This window comes from Streptomyces prunicolor, assembly GCF_045162825.1.
Lineage (GTDB): Bacteria > Actinomycetota > Actinomycetes > Streptomycetales > Streptomycetaceae > Streptomyces > Streptomyces prunicolor.
This window is the reverse complement of record NZ_CP108676.1, coordinates 910,769-927,178: the sequence shown is the minus strand read 5'-3', so window position 1 is coordinate 927,178 and position 16,410 is coordinate 910,769. Positions and strand designations below refer to the sequence as shown.

Here is a 16,410-nt window from a genome sequence, read left to right as displayed (position 1 = left end):
ACCGGAAGGCGCCGTACGCTCAGTTCAGGAACAAGGTGCCGGTCGGCTCCCGGTGCCCCGCCTCCGCGTGCCAGTAGTCGCGGGTCTCCACGGCCAGGCCGTCGCCGTCGAAGCGCACGAAGACACATCCGGCCAGCGTGGACGGCTCACCGTCCTCCTCGGCCAGCACCCTGAACTCGGCCACCGCGAGGCCGTGTTGACCGACGATCGGCGCCGAGAACCGCACCTCACCCACCCGCTCGGCCTCGAACGACCAGCGCAGATAAGCGGCCAACTCGGCCCGCCCCCGGTGCGGTTCGCGGAACGGCATCGAGCGGTGGACGCAGTCCTCGGCGTACAGCTCCAGCAACGCGTCCACATCGTGCGCCGCCCAGCCCCGCGCCCAGACGCGCACGAACCGCTCGGCGGCCTCACCGGTGGCCATGGTCATGTGGGCACTCCTCAGACGTACGACCGCAGCCAGTCCAGCTTGGTCGCCTCCTGGTAAGGGCCGCCGCCCTCATGGTCGTTGAAGTCGTACACCTCGATCTTCTTGTCCTCGTGCGCCCAGGCGTTGAACGCGGCGAACACCGTGGACGGCGGGCAGGTCTGGTCCTCCAGGGCGGTCGAGAAGAGGGCGGGGGCGCGGCCCCGGGACGCGAAGTGGACGCCGTCGAAGTACGAGAGCGTGCGCAGGACATCCTCGGTGCGGCCACGATGGGTCTTCAGATAGTTGCCGATCTCCCGGTACGGGTCGCGGTCCGTGAGGGTCGCGGCGCGCGGGTAGTCGCACAGGAACGGTACGTCCGGCGCGACTGCGGCCAGGTCCCCGACCAGCCCGCCCACGGCGATGGTGATGCCGCCGCCCTGGCTCGCGCCGACCGCCACCGTGCGCGTCGGATCGGCCAACGGGTGCGAACGAGCCGCCTCGACGGCCCGCACGCCGTCCGTGAACACCCGGCGGTAGTAGTAGTTCTCGGGGGCGTCGATGCCCCGGGTCATGAAGCCGGGGTACGCGGGCGCGCCGCCCACCGGGTCCGGGGTACCACCGCCACCGCCCCACGCGCTGCCCTGCCCGCGCGTGTCCATGACGAAGTGCGCGCGGCCCGTCGAGGCCCACAGCAGGTTCTCGTGCGGAAGACCGCGCCCACCGCCGTAACCGACGAACTCCACGACCAGCGGCAGGGGTTGGGCCGCGTCGGCCGGCAGCCGCAGCCAGCCCTTCACCGGGTGACCGCCGAACCCGGCGAACGTCACGTCGTACACCTTCACCGTGGACAGTCCCGTGTCGACCGGTTCGAAGCGGGCGTCCAGATCATGCTCGCGGGCCTCCTGGAGGGTCTTCGACCAGAAGGCGTCGAAGTCCTCGGGCTCGGCGGAATCGCTGCGGTAGTCGCGGAGTTCGTCGAGCGGAAGGTCGAACAGGGCCATCGGTGACCGCCTTTGTGAAGTATGGGTGCGGATGATCACACCGTACGTGTGACATCGGAGGACTCGCCAGGCTTTTGCGGCGCCCCGCGCCTACCCTGTCGGCATGTCGTCTGCCGTGGATCTGCTGGTCAAGGACGCCGAACTGCTCGTCGTGGACGGTGAGCGGGAGATCCCGGGCGGCTGGGTCGCCGTCACGGGTGGTCGGGTCACCGCCGTCGGCGCGCGAGGATCCGAACCTGATGCCGCTACGACCGTCTCGGCGACCGGGCGGCTCGTCACCCCGGGTCTGATCAACACGCACCACCACATCTACCAGAACCTCACGCGCTCCTACGCCCCCGCCGTCAACGGCACTCTCTTCGACTGGCTGACCACGCTCTACCCGCTGTGGGCCCGCCTCGACGAGGAGGCCGCCTACGTGTCCGCGTACGTCGGTATGGCGGAACTCCTCATGGGCGGCTGCACCACATCCTCCGACCACCTCTATGTGCATCCACGCCCTTACCTGGTCGACGCCGAGATCCGCGCCGCCCGTGACATCGGCTTCCGCTTCCATGCGACCCGCGGCTCGATGACCCGGTCCGTCGAGGACGGGGGACTGCCGCCGAGGAGCGTCACACAGAGCACCGACGAGGTGCTGGCCGACAGTGAGCGGCTGATCAAGGCCCACCATGACCCGGAACCGGGCGCGCTGATCCGGGTCGCGCTCGCCCCCTGCTCGCCGTTCTCGGTCACCAAGGACGTGATGACGGCGACCGCGGAACTCGCCGAGCGGTACGACGTACGGCTGCACACCCATCTCGCCGAGGACCGCGACGAGGACACCTATTGCCTGGAGACCTACGGCTGCCGGCCCGTCGAGTACTTCGAGGACACCGGGTGGATGAGTGACCGCACGTGGGTCGCGCACTGCATCTACCCGAACGACGACGAACTGCGCCGCCTCGCTGCCGCGGGCGTCGGTGTGGCGCACTGCCCCAGCTCCAACATGCTCATCGGGGGCGGCACGGCGAGGGTGAAGGAGATGCGCGAGCTGGGTCTGCCGGTGGGTATCGGCTGCGACGGCTCCGCCTCGACCGACCATGCCTCGCTGTGGATGGAGACGCGGGGCGCTCTGCTGCTGGGCCGGTACCGGGGCGGGCCCGGTGCGATGACCGCGCGGGACGCCCTCGACATCGCCACCCGGGGTTCGGCGCGCTGCCTGGGCCGGGACGACGAGTTGGGGCATCTGCGGCCGGGCGCGTGTGCCGACCTGGTGGTCTGGGACCTGCACGAGGTCGCGCTGGCCGGGGCGCTGAGCGACCCGGTCGAGGCGTGGCTGCGGTGCGGGCCCGCGCGGGCGTGGACGACCGTTGTGGGCGGGCGGGTGCTGGTGGAGCGGGGCGAGCCGGTGCTGGCCGCGTTGGGGGATGTGCTGCGGGACCATGGGCGGGTTGCCCGGCGGATGCAGCGGGGGGTGTAGGGCTGCGGGCGGGTTGCGGGGGCGGTGGGTCAACCAGCTTGCGGTCGTGGGGTGTTGAGGTGATCGGCCGGTCGGGGTGATCGTGGGTGGTGTGCCACGCCTGCGGCGCCCGTCACAGCCCGTCGTGTTCACGCCCGCCGTCGGGTCCACTGCGGTTCCGTGAGCGCCCAGTCCCGTTCCCACTCGGCCAACCGGTGTCGCAGCGCGACCCGTCGGGTCATCGTGCGCGCGAGGAGGGCCAGGCCCACCACACCGCTCGCCGACCAGATGCCGACGGTCAACGTGTGCTGCCAGACGGCCACTTCACCCGGTGGCGGGGAGACACTGCGGCCCTTGGCGTCGAGCCAGACGTCCACCACGTCACCGCGCCCCGTGTCTGCCGGGACCGCGACCGTGGCCGTACGCGCTCCCTTGCCCGGTTCCGTCCAGCGCACCGTCACCGGGAAGCTGCGCGGGCGGTTCTCCTCGACCGAGGGGAGTGCGGCGGGCAGGTTGCCAATCACCTTCGCGTGGACGCGATGACGGTCGGCCCGCTGGGTCGCGGCGATCGTCCGGGCCTGGTCGTGGGCCCACAGCCCCGCGGCCGCGCCGGCCAGGGGAGCGCCGACGAACAGCAGGAGCGTCACGGCCAGCGCCGTCCAGACCTCCACGACATCCGACCGGCGGCGCAGCGGATTGTGCCCTCCGTGCTCACTCCGCACTCCGGTCCGCATGCCGACCTCCTCGCCGTCACCGGAGCCGAGGAACCGCGAGGCCAAAAGCCCCTTGTGGGGCCGGTCCGCCGCCGCCTCGACACCGCGCACGCATGCGAGCGTCCACACAGCAGTCGTACCCCCTCCGAGGTACTTCCCTCAACCGGAGCCGAGTGGATCGGCCGGGAGGCCGCGTGTCACCGAGCCGATCCTCAGCCGAAGCGCTCGATGCGGATGCGGTCCACCGGCTGGCCCGCCTCGACCAGCAGCCGTGAGGCATGCTCGGCGAACCCGTTGGAGCCGCACACATAGGCCTCCCACCCACCAGCAGGCTGCTCGGCCAGGAGGGGCGCCACATGTGCGGCGGCCATACGTCCCACTGGCACACCGTGTGGCGCACTGCGCGTGAACACGGCCGTGGTCTCCGCGCCGTACTCCCGCGCGTAGATCAACTCCTCGGGACTGCGCGCCGACACCACCAGCCGCAGCGGTACGGACAGGTCCCGCGCCCGATGCTGCCGGAGCATCGACATCAGCGGTACGACCCCGGAACCGGCACCCAGCAGCAGCGCGGGCCGGTCGCCCGGCCAGGCGAAGAAGCCGCTCAGCGGGCCGCGCACCTCGACCTCGTCACCGGGCTCGGCCACCGTGTGGAACCAGCCCGACACCTCGCCGCCCTCGACATGGTCCAGGGTCAGCTCCACATGCCCGGCGTCGTCCGGGTGCGAGGCGATCGAGTAGTGGCGCTGCGCCACATAACCGTCCTCGGCCCGCAGTCGCAGCATCAGGTGCTGGCCGGGCAGATGGCCGGCCCAGCCGGGCACCGCGAAGCGGAACGTAGAGGCGTGCGGGGTCTCCCGGCGGATCTCGGTGAGCGTGGCGGTCTGCCACACGGCGGCGGCGCGGTTGCTCACGGCGATGCGTCCCGGCACCGCGAACCTGGTGGTGGGCGCGAAGGTGTCAGTCACCGGAGTACCGCTGTTCCTCCCAGGGGTTGCCCCGGGCGTGATAGCCGTTCTGCTCCCAGAAGCCGGGCTCGTCGTGGTCGAGGAGACGCAGGCCCGCGATCCACTTGGCGCTCTTCCAGAAGTACAGGTGCGGCACCAGCAGCCGGGCCGGGCCACCGTGCTCGGCGGGCAGCGGCCTGCCGTCGTACTCCCACGCGATCCAGGCGCGACCGCCGGTCACGTCTTCGAGCGGGAGGTTCGTGGTGTACCCGGTCTGCGAATACGCGACCACATGTGTGGCGGACACATGGGGCCGCACCACATCAAAGAACGCGTCCAGCGAGACGCCCCCGAACCGCACCCCGAACTTCGACCAGCTCGTCACACAGTGGATGTCACCCTCGTAGGCCGAGGCGGGCAGTTCGTGGGCCTGCGTCCAGTCCCAGGTGCGCGGCTCTTCGACCAGTCCGTCGACGCGGAACGTCCAGTCGGCCGGTGCCAGGTCCGGCGTGACCTCGGCGGACAGCACGGGCCAGTCGTCGCCCGCGTCGTACTGACCGGGCGGCAGGCCGGCGTCGGGGACACGGGGGCGTCCGGTGAAGCCTCGGGTGACGTGCATACGGGTGGAGCCTCCAGGCCGCCGCGGCGCGGGTCCGCCGGGCGAGCGTGATCAGTGGTTTCTCGTTTCAACGGTACGCGTCCACGAGGTATGCCCAGGTCCGAGGGTGCTCGACGATCATTGCGGCCGTATGAACTCTCCCCGCGCCGGGGAATAGCGGCCCGGGGATCGACCTTGGTCTTCAATGCGGCTCGAGTGCCGACAACCGCCGGCCGTGCTGGTGTGGTGACCACACGTGACCACCGGTGATCCGGTGACTGCGAAGGAGAGTGAGGGACCAGATGCCGAAGGCGTACGTCTTCACGCGTTACGGGGGACCCGAGACCGAGGCGCTCGTCGAGGTCGACAGGCCCGGTCCCGGCCCCGGTGAAGTCCTCGTCGCGGTGACCGCGGCCGGGGTGAACCCGGTCGACTGGAAGGTGCGTACCGGCTACCGACGCCCCGGCGAGACCGACTCACGCACGTTCCCCGCGGTCTTCGGCCAGGAGGCCTCCGGAGTCGTACGGGAGATCGGAGCCGGAGTCGACGGATTCGCCGTCGGCGACGAGGTGTTCGGATCCACCGTGGCCGGCGGATACGCCGAGTACGCCCTGCTGCCCGTGACGGTGGCCGCGCACAAGCCCGCCGAGCTGTCCTTCCAGGACGCCGCCACCCTGCCCGTCGCCGCGGCGACCGCGTACGACGGCATCCACCAGCTCGACCTGCCCGCCGGCGCGACCGTGCTGATCACCGGCGCGGGCGGCGGCGTCGGCTCGGCGGCCCTGCAGATCGCCCGCGCGCTGGGACTGCGCGCCGTGGGCGTGGCGAGCGAGGGCAAGAAGGACCTGGTGGAGTCGCTGGGCGCCCGCCACGTCCCGTCCGGACCGGACCTGGCCACACGGGTGCGCGCAGCCGCCCCGGACGGCGTCGACGGTGTCTACGACCTCGTCGGCGGCGAGGTGCTCGCCGAGGCCGCCGGCCTCCTCACCGACCGCACGAAGCTCGTCACCGCCGGAGCCCCCGCCCCCGAGGTCGAGAAGCTCGGCGGCGCCCGCGTCGAGCGCGCCCGCAACGCAGCCGTCCTCGACGCGGTCGCGCAGCTCGTGGTCGACGGCAAGCTGGACCCGCACGTGACGCGGGCCTTCCCGCTGGACCGGGCCGGCGAGGCCCTGCGCACCGTCGAGGACGGTCACGCCCGCGGCAAGATCGTGATCGAGGTCGTCGGCGCATGAGCACGTCCGACGAGCGCGTTCTCGACAACCCCGCCCGCGCCGCCCTCACCGGCCCGCACGCGCACTTCGCCGAGCGGCGCGGCCGGGTCCTGCGCTACCCGGTCGACGTGTCTCCGTGGCTGGCCCTGCCCGATGAGCCCGATGCCGACGACTGGGCGGACGTGGCCACGCTCGCCGGCCCCGGCGCCGAGATCACGCTCTTCGGCTGTCGGGGGCAGATCCCGGAGGACTGGGAGATCACCCTCGACATGGACGGTGTGCAGATGGTGGACGACGGGCTGGCCGCCGCGCCGGACCCGGAGGCGGTCCTCCTCGGCCCCGCCGACGTCCCCGAGATGCTCGACCTGGTGGCACGGACCAGGCCCGGCCCCTTCCTGCCCCGCACCGTCGAACTCGGCACCTACCTCGGCATCCGCCGTAACGGCGCCCTCGTCGCCATGGCCGGCGAACGGCTCCATCCGCCCGGCTGGACCGAGATCAGCGCCGTCTGCACCGACCCCGCCGCCCGCGGCGAGGGCCTCGCCAGCCGCCTGATCCTGGCCGTCGCCCACGGCATCCGTGAACGCGGCGAGACCCCGTTCCTGCACACCGGCGCGGGCAACGCCTCCGCCATACGGCTGTACGAGTCCCTGGGCTTCCGGCTGCGCCGGACCACCGCGTTCCTCGCGGCACGGGCGCCGGAGCACCTCGCCCAGACGCGATCCGTCGGGGTGTCGTAGAACCGGTTGTGGAAACGGTCGTAGAACCGAAGGGGGCGGCGGCTCAGTCGCCGTCCTCGGTTCCGCCCGGCCACGTGTTGTAGCGCTCCAGATAGGCGGCGAACCGGGTCAGGTCCTCCTCCGGCCAGTCCGCCAGGCGTTCGCGGAAGGCGGCCTGGCGGTTCTCGGTGACCTGGGCGAGGATCCGGCGGCCCGCGGCGGTGAGGTGCAGGACCTGGACGCGGTGGTCCTCGGGATCGGGGCGGCGCTCGATGAGGTCGGCGCGCTCCAGGGCGGCGACCTGACGGCTGACCGTGGACTTGTCGAGGGCGTAGTGCGCGGCCAGGTCGGTGGCCCGGCAGCCCTCCTGCTCCTCCAGATGACCGAGCAGGGTGTACGACACCAGCGACAGCTCGGGGTGGAGCCGGCGCGCCGAGGCCCGGGCGCGCCGGGCGAAGGTCGTCATCTCGCGCTGGATGGTCTCCACTGCCCGGTCCGCTCGCACTGGAATCTCCCTCGATCTCCTGGTTGTTGCAGAGTACAACTCAGGCAGGGGGTAGGCCCCTCGCGGGCCTGGTGGTTCGGGTACTGTTGCTCTCCGGTCGTGGACGTTCCCGGCCTTGAACTCCCTGGAGGTGAGACCCATTTCCGCTGTGTCAGGCCGGGTGCTCTCACCTCAGGACAGCTCGGATCACCGTCAGTAGGTGACCGCGAGAGCGCCCTTCGGCTACCTCCCGAAAGGCCCTCGGCTCTCATGCCCTCTCTTTCCCCCGCCTCCGTCGTCGTCGCGCTCCGTGCCGCGGGCTGTGTCTTCGCCGAGGACGAGGCGCGACTGATCCTCTCCGCCGCGCGCACCCCGGACGAACTCGCCGCCATGGTGGACCGCCGGGTCGCCGGCCTTCCCCTCGAACACGTCGTCGGCTGGGCCGAGTTCAGCGGCCTGCGCATCGACGTGGAACCCGGCGTGTTCGTGCCCCGCCGCCGTACCGAGTTCCTCGTCGAACAGGCCCTCGCGCACGCCCCAGACGCGTCCGTAGTCGTGGACCTGTGCTGCGGCAGCGGCGCGGTCGGCGCGGCCCTCGCCGCGGCCCTCGGCCGGGTCGAACTGCACGCCGCCGACATCGACCCCGCCGCCGTGCGCTGTGCCCGCCGCAATGTCGCTCCCTACGGCGGACAGGTCCACGCGGGCGACCTGTTCGCGGCGCTGCCCGACGCGTTGCGCGGCCGGGTCGACATCCTCGCGGCCAATGTCCCGTACGTCCCCACCGGCGAGGTCGGCCTGTTGCCCGCCGAGGCCCGCGAGCACGAACCGCTGGTCGCCCTCGACGGCGGCACCGACGGCCTCGACATACTCCGCGAGGTCGCCACCGGGGCGCCCGACTGGCTCGCCCCCGGCGGCTGCCTGCTCGTCGAGACGAGCGAACGTCAACTCCCGTCCGCCGTCGAGGCGTTCACCAGCGCGGGACTGGAGACACGGTCGGCTTACTCCGAGGAGTTGTACGCGAATGTGGTGATCGGGGTCAGGGGAGTGGGGGCGGTCGGGGCATAGCGCCGCCGGCGGACGGGGCGGGGCTCGGGGCGCGGTCGCCGTGTCCCCAGGGGCCGCGGGCGCCCCGTCCGCCCCGTCGGTCGCCTTGGTCCTCGCGGTCGAACGTGCCCGTGGAGAGTTCCGTCGCCGGTGCGGGAGTCGGAGTGGGCGCCGGTCAGGTCGTAGCGTCGCTGCCGGACGGGCTCGGCGCGGGGTTCGGGGCGCCGTCGGACGGGTTGGGGGAGGCGTTCGGGCCACCGCCGCCGTGCTCCCACGCATGGCCGCGGCTCGGGAACCCGCTCGGGCGGTCGCCCGGGCCCTTGCGGTCGAAGGCGCCCGTGAAGGCCCGGTCGGCGGTCCGGGTGCCGCTGTCGGAGCGGGTGCCGGTCAGGGAGGCCGTGTCACCCTTCTTGAGAGCGGCGGCGCCCTGGGCCGTGGCGCCGGAGCCCACGGTCCAGGTCCACGAGGTGCCGTCGTCGCTCTTCACGGTGACATGGTCGCCGTCCACCTTCGTGACCGTGCCGCGCTGCCAGATCCGTACGACCCACTTGCCGGTGGTGCTGTCCTTGACCGTCGCCTCGCCGTGCACGGCCGTGCCGCCGACGCCGAACCCGAACCACATCCCGCCCCCGTGCCGGGAGCCGGGTCCACCGGGCGAGGGCGATCCGGACGGGGTCCCCGCGGCGGCGGGCAGCGCGTCGTTGCCCGAACTCCCCGAGGTCGCCGCGTAGGCGACGGTCCCGCCGAGCGCCAGTACCCCCACGGTGGCCACGGCGATCACCGCCCGGGCCCGCCGCGACCGCTGCCGCCACAGCAGGGCGAGACCGTAGTCACGCTCCGCGCCACCGGGTCCGGTGAGCACCTCCATCTCGGGTGCGTGGTCGGGCATCGGAGGTATCGCCGCGTTGTCGCCGGCTTCGTGCTCAGGATCGTGCGTCACGGCTCGCTCCCTAGGCCACGCGCGCGCGGCATCCCACCGGCACGCCTGCCTGTGATTCTGGGGGGCGGGCGATAAAGAACCGGTAATAAATCCCTGTGAATCGGTGAATCGAGGGCTGCGGGCCCCGGGGGGAGGCCGCGTAAGGCGAGCAAGCTCACCCGCCCTCGATTGTGCAACTAGTTGCATAACCGCCTCCGTGTCCTCTACAAAAGAGGCACGACACCGCGCACGGAGGCCCCGATGAGCCGTTACCCCCACCTGCTGAACCCGCTCGACCTGGGCTTCACCACACTGCCCAACCGCGTCCTCATGGGCTCCATGCACATAGGCCTGGAAGAGGCCGAGCGCGGGTTCGAGCGCATGGCGGAGTTCTACGCGGCACGCGCGCGTGGCGGAGTCGGCCTGATCGTCACCGGCGGCATCGCGCCCAACGAGGCCGGACGGCCGTACGAGGGCGGCGCCAAGCTCACCACCGACGCCGAGGCCGAACAGCACACCGAGATCACCGCCGCCGTGCACCGCGAGGGCGGGCGGATCGCGATGCAGATCCTGCACTTCGGGCGGTACGCCTACCACCAGGACCTCGTCGCGCCGAGCGCCGTCCAGGCGCCGATCAGCCCCTTCCCGCCCCGCGCGCTGACCGACGACGAGGTCGAGCAGACCGTCGAGGACTACGCCCGCGCGGCCCGCCTCGCCCGGCAGGCCGGTTATGACGGCGTCGAGATCATGGGCTCCGAGGGCTACCTCATCAACGAGTTCATCGCCGCGCAGACCAACCACCGCGACGACCGCTGGGGCGGCTCGTACGAGAACCGGACGCGCTTCCCCGTCGAGATCGTGCGCCGGGTGCGCGAGGCGGTCGGCGAGGACTTCATCATCGTCTACCGGCTGTCGATGCTGGACCTGGTGCCGGGCGGCTCCACGCTCGACGAAGTCGTCATGCTGGCCAAGGCAGTTGAGGCCGCCGGGGCGACCATCATCAACACCGGCATCGGCTGGCACGAGGCCCGCATCCCGACCATCGCGACCTCGGTGCCGCGCGGGGCGTACACCTGGGTGACGAAGAAACTGATGGGTGCGGTCTCGATCCCGCTCGTCACCACCAACCGCATCAACACCCCTGAGTTGGCAGAGCAGTTGCTTGCCGACGGGTACGCCGACATGGTGTCGATGGCCCGCCCGATGCTCGCCGACCCGGACTTCGTCGCCAAGGCGGCGGCCGACCGCTCCGCCGCCATCAACACCTGCATCGGCTGCAACCAGGCCTGCCTCGACCACACCTTCAGCGGCAAGATCACCTCCTGCCTGGTCAACCCGCGCGCCTGCCACGAGACCGAACTCGTCCTCGCCCCAACGCGGTTGAGCAAACGCGTCGCGGTCGTCGGTGCGGGTCCGGCGGGACTCGCGTGCGCGGTCTCCGCCGCCGAGTGCGGCCACCAGGTGACGTTGTACGACGCCGCGAGCGAGATCGGCGGACAGCTCAACGTCGCCCGACAGGTCCCGGGCAAGCAGGAGTTCGACGAGACGCTGCGTTACTTCCGCACCCGGCTCGACGAGCACGAAGTCGACGTACGCCTCAACACCCCTGTGACGGCAGGGGACTTGGGCGACTTCGACGAGGTGGTCGTCGCCACCGGCGTCACCCCGCGCACCCCCGACATCCCGGGAGTCGACCACCCCAGCGTCGTCGGCTACCTCGACGTCCTGCGCGACCGCGTCCCCGTCGGCGACCGCGTCGCGATCCTCGGCGCGGGCGGCATCGGCTTCGACGTCGCGGAGTTCCTCACGGACGGCGGCGACAAGGCGAGCGAGGACCCGGCGACGTACTTCCGCGCCTGGGGCGTCGACATGGACTACGTGGCCCCCGGCGGCCTCACCGCACCCGAGCGCCCTGCCCCGCCGCGCAGCGTCCACCTCCTCCAGCGCAAGGCCACCAAGGTCGGCGCCGGACTCGGCAAGACCACCGGCTGGATCCACCGCACCGAACTCAAGCACCGGGGCGTCACCATGGTCCCGGGCGTCCAGTACGACCTGATCGACGACGCAGGCCTGCACGTCACCGTCGACGGCACGAGCACCGTCCTGGAGGTCGACACGGTCGTCCTGTGCACAGGGCAGGACCCGCGCCGCGACCTCTACGACGAGTTGACCGCCGCCGGCCGCACCGTGCACCTCATCGGCGGTGCCGACGTGGCCGCCGAACTCGACGCCAAGCGCGCCATCAAGCAGGGCACCGAGGTCGCGGCCGCCCTCTGAGGCCCGAGGCCCGTCCCTAGGATGACCTCCATGTCACTCCCGCACGCGATCCTCACCGCCCTTCTGGAGAAGCCGTCCTCGGGTCTCGAACTGACCCGGCGCTTCGACCGGTCGATCGGTTACTTCTGGTCGGCTACGCACCAGCAGATCTATCGCGAGCTGGGAAAACTGGAGGCCGAGGGCCAGATCAGGGCCCTTGCGTCGGAGCAGCCGGCCCGCGGCCAGAAGAAGCAGTACGAGGTCCTGCCCGCGGGCCGCGCCGAGCTGGCCCGCTGGACCGCGTCCTCCCAGGACCCCAAGCCGCTGCGCGACACGATGCTGCTGCGGCTGCGCGCGGCGGCGGTCGTCGGCACGGACGGCATCGAGACCGACCTGCGCCGTCATCTCGCCCTGCACCAACGGCAGTTGGCGGAGTACGAGGAGATCGAGAAGCGCGACTTCCCACCCGGCCGGGACAGCCCCCAGGACCGGCTCCAGCACCTAGTGCTGCGCGCCGGCATCGACCTGGAGACCTTCTGGACGCAGTGGCTGACGCACGCGATCGAGGAGTTCGCCGAGCTGTCGTAGCGCGTGGGGGGCGTGTGTGTGGGTGTGGGGACGGGCCGCCGTAGGCCATGGGGGAGGGGCCGCCCGGCGTCGGGCGGCCCCTCGTGGTCGGGCACGGTCAGAGGCGGTACGGCTTCGCGCGTCTGCGCAGGAACCAGGCCGTCGCGAGGACGCCGACGGTGACCAGACCGCCGCCCGCCGCCAGGGTGAGGGGGCCGTAGTCCTTGGTGGCCCCGCCGAGGCCGCCCATGACGCCGCGGGTGGGCGAGGCCGTGGCCGTGGGGGTCGTGGACCTGGACACGATCACGGACTGGGTGCCCGCGGGCGTGCTGACGTTCTGGCACATGACGATGATCGTGTAGGTGCCCGGGGTGACGTTGGTCCAGGCGGTGGACTGGCTGACGCTCGTCCCCGCCAGGGTCGCCTTCCGGCCCTCGGCGAAGCTCCCCTGGCTGCTGGTCAGGAGCGAGCCGGTGCCCCAGACGCCGGTGGTGCGGTTCTGGGAGCACGCGCTGGTCGTGACCGAGACGGTGGTCCCGGTCGTGCTCACGGAGATCCCCGACGCCGCGCCGGCGGTTCCGGCGGTCAGGGCGAGGGGAAGAGCGGCGGCGGCTGTCACGGTCAGGCCGGAGCGTAGTAGTAGCTGAAAAGTGCGCATGGGACTGCCCTCCGGCGGCACGGTTGGCGGAACATCCCTTGCGCCGCCGGGATCGGGAAACGGCCGTGCTGCCTCCAAGGAAGCCAACGCGCCCCCGGCCGGTCCCGCATGCGGACGGGGACCGGGCAGGTGACGGATTCCTTCGTCCGGCTCAGGGGTGAGGCGCCGTCAGGGGTGGGCAGCGGCGACGGACCGGAGGATCCCGTGGCGGGCTGCCCACCGTGCGAAGTCCGGGGACGCGCTCACCGGCCGTCGGGTCGCCCGTCGGGGTGGCCGGGGCCTATCGCGGGCGGCTGCCTGGGCTGTGCCGGTGCCGGTGGGGTGGGCGCCGACGAGCGGATGATCTCGTCGTGGGCCAGCCAGCGGAAGAGCGCGAAGTGGTACGGAGCGGGCCAGACGCGCAGCGCGACCGCCGGAATGCTCCCCATGGTCAGGAATACCGAGGCCCCGTCACAGCTGGACATCCGGATGTCCTCGAACCACAGGTCGATCCACTGATGCTGCCCCTGTACCGAGAACCGGCGGTTCGTGAGATACATGCGGCCGGCGTCGACCACCCGCATGCGAGGTGCGGCCTCCGCCGCCGCCCGCTGACGACGGGCGTGATTGCCGAGCATGCTGCCCACGACCAGGGCGACGCCGATGGCGCCCGATCCGGAGGCGGACGTGTGCGTGTACGTCCCGTCGCCCTCCAGATACTGGAGAACCTGGGTGTTCTCCTGGCTGAAGCAGCCCTCGCCCGGCCGCAGGTGGAACGGCGCCGGCATCTCCTGCGGCTGCCAGCCCGAACTCAGTCCGTCGGCCAGCCGGTCCGCCGCGGCGATGGCTGTCCTTCTGTCCTCTTCGGACTGCTGCCAGTACCAGTCACTCATCATTTCCCCCGATCCCGTGCCTGTTGGCGGAGCCGGAACAGCGGCAACGGATCCATCTTCAGCGCTGGGGCCAGTCGACTGATCGTCATCGCCGCCCTGAAGCGGTGCGTCAACTCCTCCAGCGCATCCGGACGTTGGTCGTCCAGCACCCGCAGTCCCCCGTTCAACGGCGTTCGTCCTTGTACAGGTCGAACATCCCGTCAGATCCCCGGTTGCAAGGCTAAAGCGGGAGAAATCCGTTAGGTGACTCTTGGGGAAACCGTGATAAACCCATCCCTGACCGCAGCCGGGCCGGCCGTTCTCACCGGCTGTCTCATGACACTCTTCGTTCTTCTCGTCGGCCTGGCCGCAAGCGGTACCGGAGTCGTCGCGAGAATCCCCTACGGCGTCGCGGTACTGGTACCGGTACCGCCCGTCGTCACCGTCCGCTCCGCCGAGAACCCTCCCCACGTACCGTCCGGCAACCGCGCCCTGAGCCGCACCCGATGGCTGACCCCGGCGTCCCGGCCCGCGTAGAAGCTGTACTTCGCGTGATCGCGCGGCGCGGTCCCGCCCCAGACCAGCGAGGTGGCCGGCTGTCCGTCGAGGCGGATCTGGTACTCCGTGACCACCCCGTCCGTGCGCGGCGGCACCCAGGACAGGTCGATGTAGTACGCCCCGTCGTCGCCCCGGTGCGTGGTCGCGCGGAACTCCGTGGGAGCGGTGCCCTCCCCGTCGTCACTGCCCGGCGCGGTGGTGAGCGGGACGGTCGTGCTCGCGGGCGAGAGATTGTCGGCGGCGTCCCGCGCCCGCACGGTGAAGGAGTAGCGCGTGCTCGGCCGCAGCCCCGTGACCACGGTCGCGGTCTGGGCTCCGCCCACACTGTGGATCTTCGCCCCGCCCTGATAGATGTCGTACGACACCACACCCCGGTCGTCCGTCGAGCCGCCCCAGGACAACTGGACCGCCCGGCTGCCGATGACCCGGCCCTGCGGTGCGTTCGGACGGGTGGGCGCCGAGTGGTCCGCCGCGACGGCGACCGGTGTCCGCGCCCGGACCTCCCGGCTGCGTGGACCCAGGCGGCCGTCGGTGTCCCGGGCCCGCACGGTGAAGGCGTACATGGTGGCGGGCGTGAGCCTGGTGACATCCACCATGTGCTCGGAACCCGGTACTTCCTTCACTTTCGTGGTGCCCCGATAGATCTCGTAGGTGTCGATGCCCGGGTTCGCGGTCACCGCGTCCCACATGACGTGCACGCTGGTCGCGCTCCCCGCCGCCGCCGTGACTCCGGCCGGGGCGCCGGGGGCGTGGCCGTCCTCCTCGACATTCGTGGCGCAGGAGGCGAGCAGCAGGAGCGCGGCGCAGACCAGGACCGTACGGGGGAGAGCGCGGGCGGAACGGAGGAGGGCGGGGGTGGCACGGACGCGTCGCACGTTTCTGCCTCCCGGCATTGCGCGGGCACCACATGACGAAAAGGTCCGGACCAATATGACCCGGGTGATGCGACCGCATCAAGAGGGGCGCCGTTGCCGACCGGTCACGGGGGTTACGTATGCTGAGGCACTCACGGCTGAACTCGCCCTTGGGAATGGGCAGTTCATGCCGGTGGCGCGGAACGCTGTCGTCGCTGATCCCGCGCCGGCGCGGGCGGCCGGGTGGCCGGAGCCGACACGGGCTCGGGTCCCCGGTCCCCGTCGGGAGTGACGCGGGGTCAGGTCCCCGGCGGCGTCGCGTGTTCGGGGTGTGCCGTGCACCGTCCGGCCCCCTACCGGTGGCCGCTCGATCGGACCGGTACCAGGGTGGGCTGAGTGTCCGTCAGATCCCCCAGGAGAGGGTCCTCTATCGTGCGTGTCCAGTCGCTGACGCTGGCCGCGGCCAGCGCCGCCCTGCTCGCCCCGACCACACTGCCCGCCGCACCCGTCGCCTTCGTCCGACCCCAGTCGGGGCCCGCGGCGCTGCGCGAGGGGGACGTCCGCGCCGCCGACCTGCTGGCCAAGGTGCGTGACTGCACCCCCGTCTCGCGCGGCCGGTACCGCAGCGACGACGGGGAGCGCGCGACGATCCCGGTCTGCGGCACCAAGGAGGCCGTCTTCTGGAAGGCGGACATGGACATCGACTGCGACGGTCAGGCCGGCGCCCGCTGCAACGCGCGCACCGACCCGCTCTTCTCCTCGATGACCGCGTTCCAGCAGTCCGACGGCCGCTATCTGAACGCCGAACAGCTCCCGTACATCGTGGTCCCCGCCGCGAGCGCCCTATGGAACCACCGCGACCACGGCGTCCGCGGCGGCTCGGTCGCCGCCGTCGTCTACCGGGACCGGGTGCAGTACGCCGTCGTAGGAGACGTCGGTCCGCACGACATCATCGGCGAGGCGTCGTACGCCACGGCCAAGGGCCTGGGCATCCGCACCGACCCGCGCGGCGGCGGGACGGGCGCCGGGGTCACCTACATCGTGTTCAAGGACTCGCAGGTGAAGCCCATCGAGGATCATGCCGCGGCGGTGGAGACGGGGCAGCGGTTGGCGCGGCTCTTCGTGCAGGGCGCTGCTGAGCGTCCAGGGTCGTAGGGCGCAGCCCGCCGAGCACTCCGGG

Annotated in this window: 18 protein-coding genes; 7 read left to right on the top strand and 11 right to left on the bottom strand. The window is 71.7% G+C overall.

Annotation, left to right across the window (positions count from 1 at the left end):
- Positions 1-19 precede the first annotated feature (19 nt).
- Together OG588_RS04215 and OG588_RS04210 are read right to left on the bottom strand one after the other, a co-directional pair.
- Positions 20-424: a nuclear transport factor 2 family protein gene (locus OG588_RS04215; protein ID WP_366094776.1), complete on the bottom strand. Its 405-nt coding sequence runs from the start codon at positions 422-424 to the stop codon at positions 20-22.
- 17 nt (positions 425-441) lie between these two features.
- A complete protein-coding gene (locus OG588_RS04210) occupies positions 442-1,410 on the bottom strand; it encodes an acetylxylan esterase (protein ID WP_405946063.1) in 969 nt (322 codons plus the stop codon).
- Positions 1,411-1,513: 103 nt separating this feature from the next.
- Between OG588_RS04210 and OG588_RS04205 the strand changes: the two genes are divergently transcribed.
- The gene (locus OG588_RS04205; protein WP_366094474.1) at positions 1,514-2,872 is read left to right on the top strand and encodes an 8-oxoguanine deaminase; all 1,359 of its coding nucleotides are present in this window, start codon (positions 1,514-1,516) and stop codon (positions 2,870-2,872) included.
- A 128-nt stretch (positions 2,873-3,000) separates the two neighbouring features.
- On the opposite strand, the gene OG588_RS04200 is transcribed toward OG588_RS04205, so the two are convergent.
- The 3 genes from OG588_RS04200 to OG588_RS04190 form a co-directional block, all read right to left on the bottom strand.
- A complete protein-coding gene (locus OG588_RS04200; RefSeq protein ID WP_405946062.1) occupies positions 3,001-3,675 on the bottom strand; it encodes a hypothetical protein in 675 nt (224 codons plus the stop codon).
- Between the two features lie 101 nt (positions 3,676-3,776).
- Positions 3,777-4,532 carry a ferredoxin reductase gene (locus OG588_RS04195; RefSeq protein WP_366094476.1) on the bottom strand — a complete coding sequence of 252 codons (756 nt, stop codon included), beginning with the start codon at positions 4,530-4,532 and terminating at the stop codon, positions 3,777-3,779.
- A complete protein-coding gene (locus OG588_RS04190; protein ID WP_405946061.1) occupies positions 4,525-5,130 on the bottom strand; it encodes a sulfite oxidase-like oxidoreductase in 606 nt (201 codons plus the stop codon). Before OG588_RS04190 ends, OG588_RS04195 begins: the two co-directional genes overlap by 8 nt.
- A gap of 281 nt (positions 5,131-5,411) precedes the next feature.
- Here OG588_RS04190 and OG588_RS04185 point away from each other — a divergent pair, with 281 nt between their 5' ends.
- The gene (locus tag OG588_RS04185) at positions 5,412-6,341 is read left to right on the top strand and encodes an NADP-dependent oxidoreductase (protein ID WP_405946060.1); all 930 of its coding nucleotides are present in this window, start codon (positions 5,412-5,414) and stop codon (positions 6,339-6,341) included.
- Positions 6,338-7,060: a GNAT family N-acetyltransferase gene (locus tag OG588_RS04180; RefSeq protein ID WP_405946059.1), complete on the top strand. Its 723-nt coding sequence runs from the start codon at positions 6,338-6,340 to the stop codon at positions 7,058-7,060. Before OG588_RS04185 ends, OG588_RS04180 begins: the two co-directional genes overlap by 4 nt.
- Positions 7,061-7,103: 43 nt before the next feature.
- On the opposite strand, the gene OG588_RS04175 is transcribed toward OG588_RS04180, so the two are convergent.
- Positions 7,104-7,505 carry a MarR family winged helix-turn-helix transcriptional regulator gene (locus OG588_RS04175; protein ID WP_405953048.1) on the bottom strand — a complete coding sequence of 134 codons (402 nt, stop codon included), beginning with the start codon at positions 7,503-7,505 and terminating at the stop codon, positions 7,104-7,106.
- A gap of 288 nt (positions 7,506-7,793) precedes the next feature.
- Between OG588_RS04175 and OG588_RS04170 the strand changes: the two genes are divergently transcribed.
- Complete coding sequence (locus OG588_RS04170) at positions 7,794-8,588, top strand: putative protein N(5)-glutamine methyltransferase (protein ID WP_366094480.1); 795 nt, start codon at positions 7,794-7,796, stop codon at positions 8,586-8,588.
- Positions 8,589-8,742: 154 nt separating this feature from the next.
- Here the strand turns inward: OG588_RS04170 and OG588_RS04165 are convergent, their stop codons facing one another.
- The gene (locus OG588_RS04165; protein ID WP_405946058.1) at positions 8,743-9,507 is read right to left on the bottom strand and encodes a hypothetical protein; all 765 of its coding nucleotides are present in this window, start codon (positions 9,505-9,507) and stop codon (positions 8,743-8,745) included.
- A gap of 240 nt (positions 9,508-9,747) precedes the next feature.
- Here OG588_RS04165 and OG588_RS04160 point away from each other — a divergent pair, with 240 nt between their 5' ends.
- Entirely contained in the window at positions 9,748-11,763 is a 2,016-nt protein-coding gene (locus tag OG588_RS04160; RefSeq protein WP_405946057.1) for an FAD-dependent oxidoreductase, read from the top strand.
- A gap of 30 nt (positions 11,764-11,793) precedes the next feature.
- The gene (locus OG588_RS04155) at positions 11,794-12,330 is read left to right on the top strand and encodes a PadR family transcriptional regulator (protein WP_266880090.1); all 537 of its coding nucleotides are present in this window, start codon (positions 11,794-11,796) and stop codon (positions 12,328-12,330) included.
- 97 nt (positions 12,331-12,427) lie between these two features.
- Here the strand turns inward: OG588_RS04155 and OG588_RS04150 are convergent, their stop codons facing one another.
- The 4 genes from OG588_RS04150 to OG588_RS04135 form a co-directional block, all read right to left on the bottom strand.
- A complete protein-coding gene (locus OG588_RS04150; RefSeq protein ID WP_405946056.1) occupies positions 12,428-12,967 on the bottom strand; it encodes a hypothetical protein in 540 nt (179 codons plus the stop codon).
- Between the two features lie 242 nt (positions 12,968-13,209).
- Positions 13,210-13,842 carry a hypothetical protein gene (locus tag OG588_RS04145; RefSeq protein ID WP_405946055.1) on the bottom strand — a complete coding sequence of 211 codons (633 nt, stop codon included), beginning with the start codon at positions 13,840-13,842 and terminating at the stop codon, positions 13,210-13,212.
- The gene (locus OG588_RS04140; protein ID WP_405946054.1) at positions 13,839-14,006 is read right to left on the bottom strand and encodes a hypothetical protein; all 168 of its coding nucleotides are present in this window, start codon (positions 14,004-14,006) and stop codon (positions 13,839-13,841) included. Before OG588_RS04140 ends, OG588_RS04145 begins: the two co-directional genes overlap by 4 nt.
- A gap of 213 nt (positions 14,007-14,219) precedes the next feature.
- Positions 14,220-15,251 carry a fibronectin type III domain-containing protein gene (locus tag OG588_RS04135; RefSeq protein WP_405946053.1) on the bottom strand — a complete coding sequence of 344 codons (1,032 nt, stop codon included), beginning with the start codon at positions 15,249-15,251 and terminating at the stop codon, positions 14,220-14,222.
- A 411-nt stretch (positions 15,252-15,662) separates the two neighbouring features.
- Here OG588_RS04135 and OG588_RS04130 point away from each other — a divergent pair, with 411 nt between their 5' ends.
- A complete protein-coding gene (locus OG588_RS04130) occupies positions 15,663-16,385 on the top strand; it encodes a glycoside hydrolase family 75 protein (RefSeq protein WP_405946052.1) in 723 nt (240 codons plus the stop codon).
- The last annotated feature ends 25 nt before the right edge of the window (positions 16,386-16,410 follow it).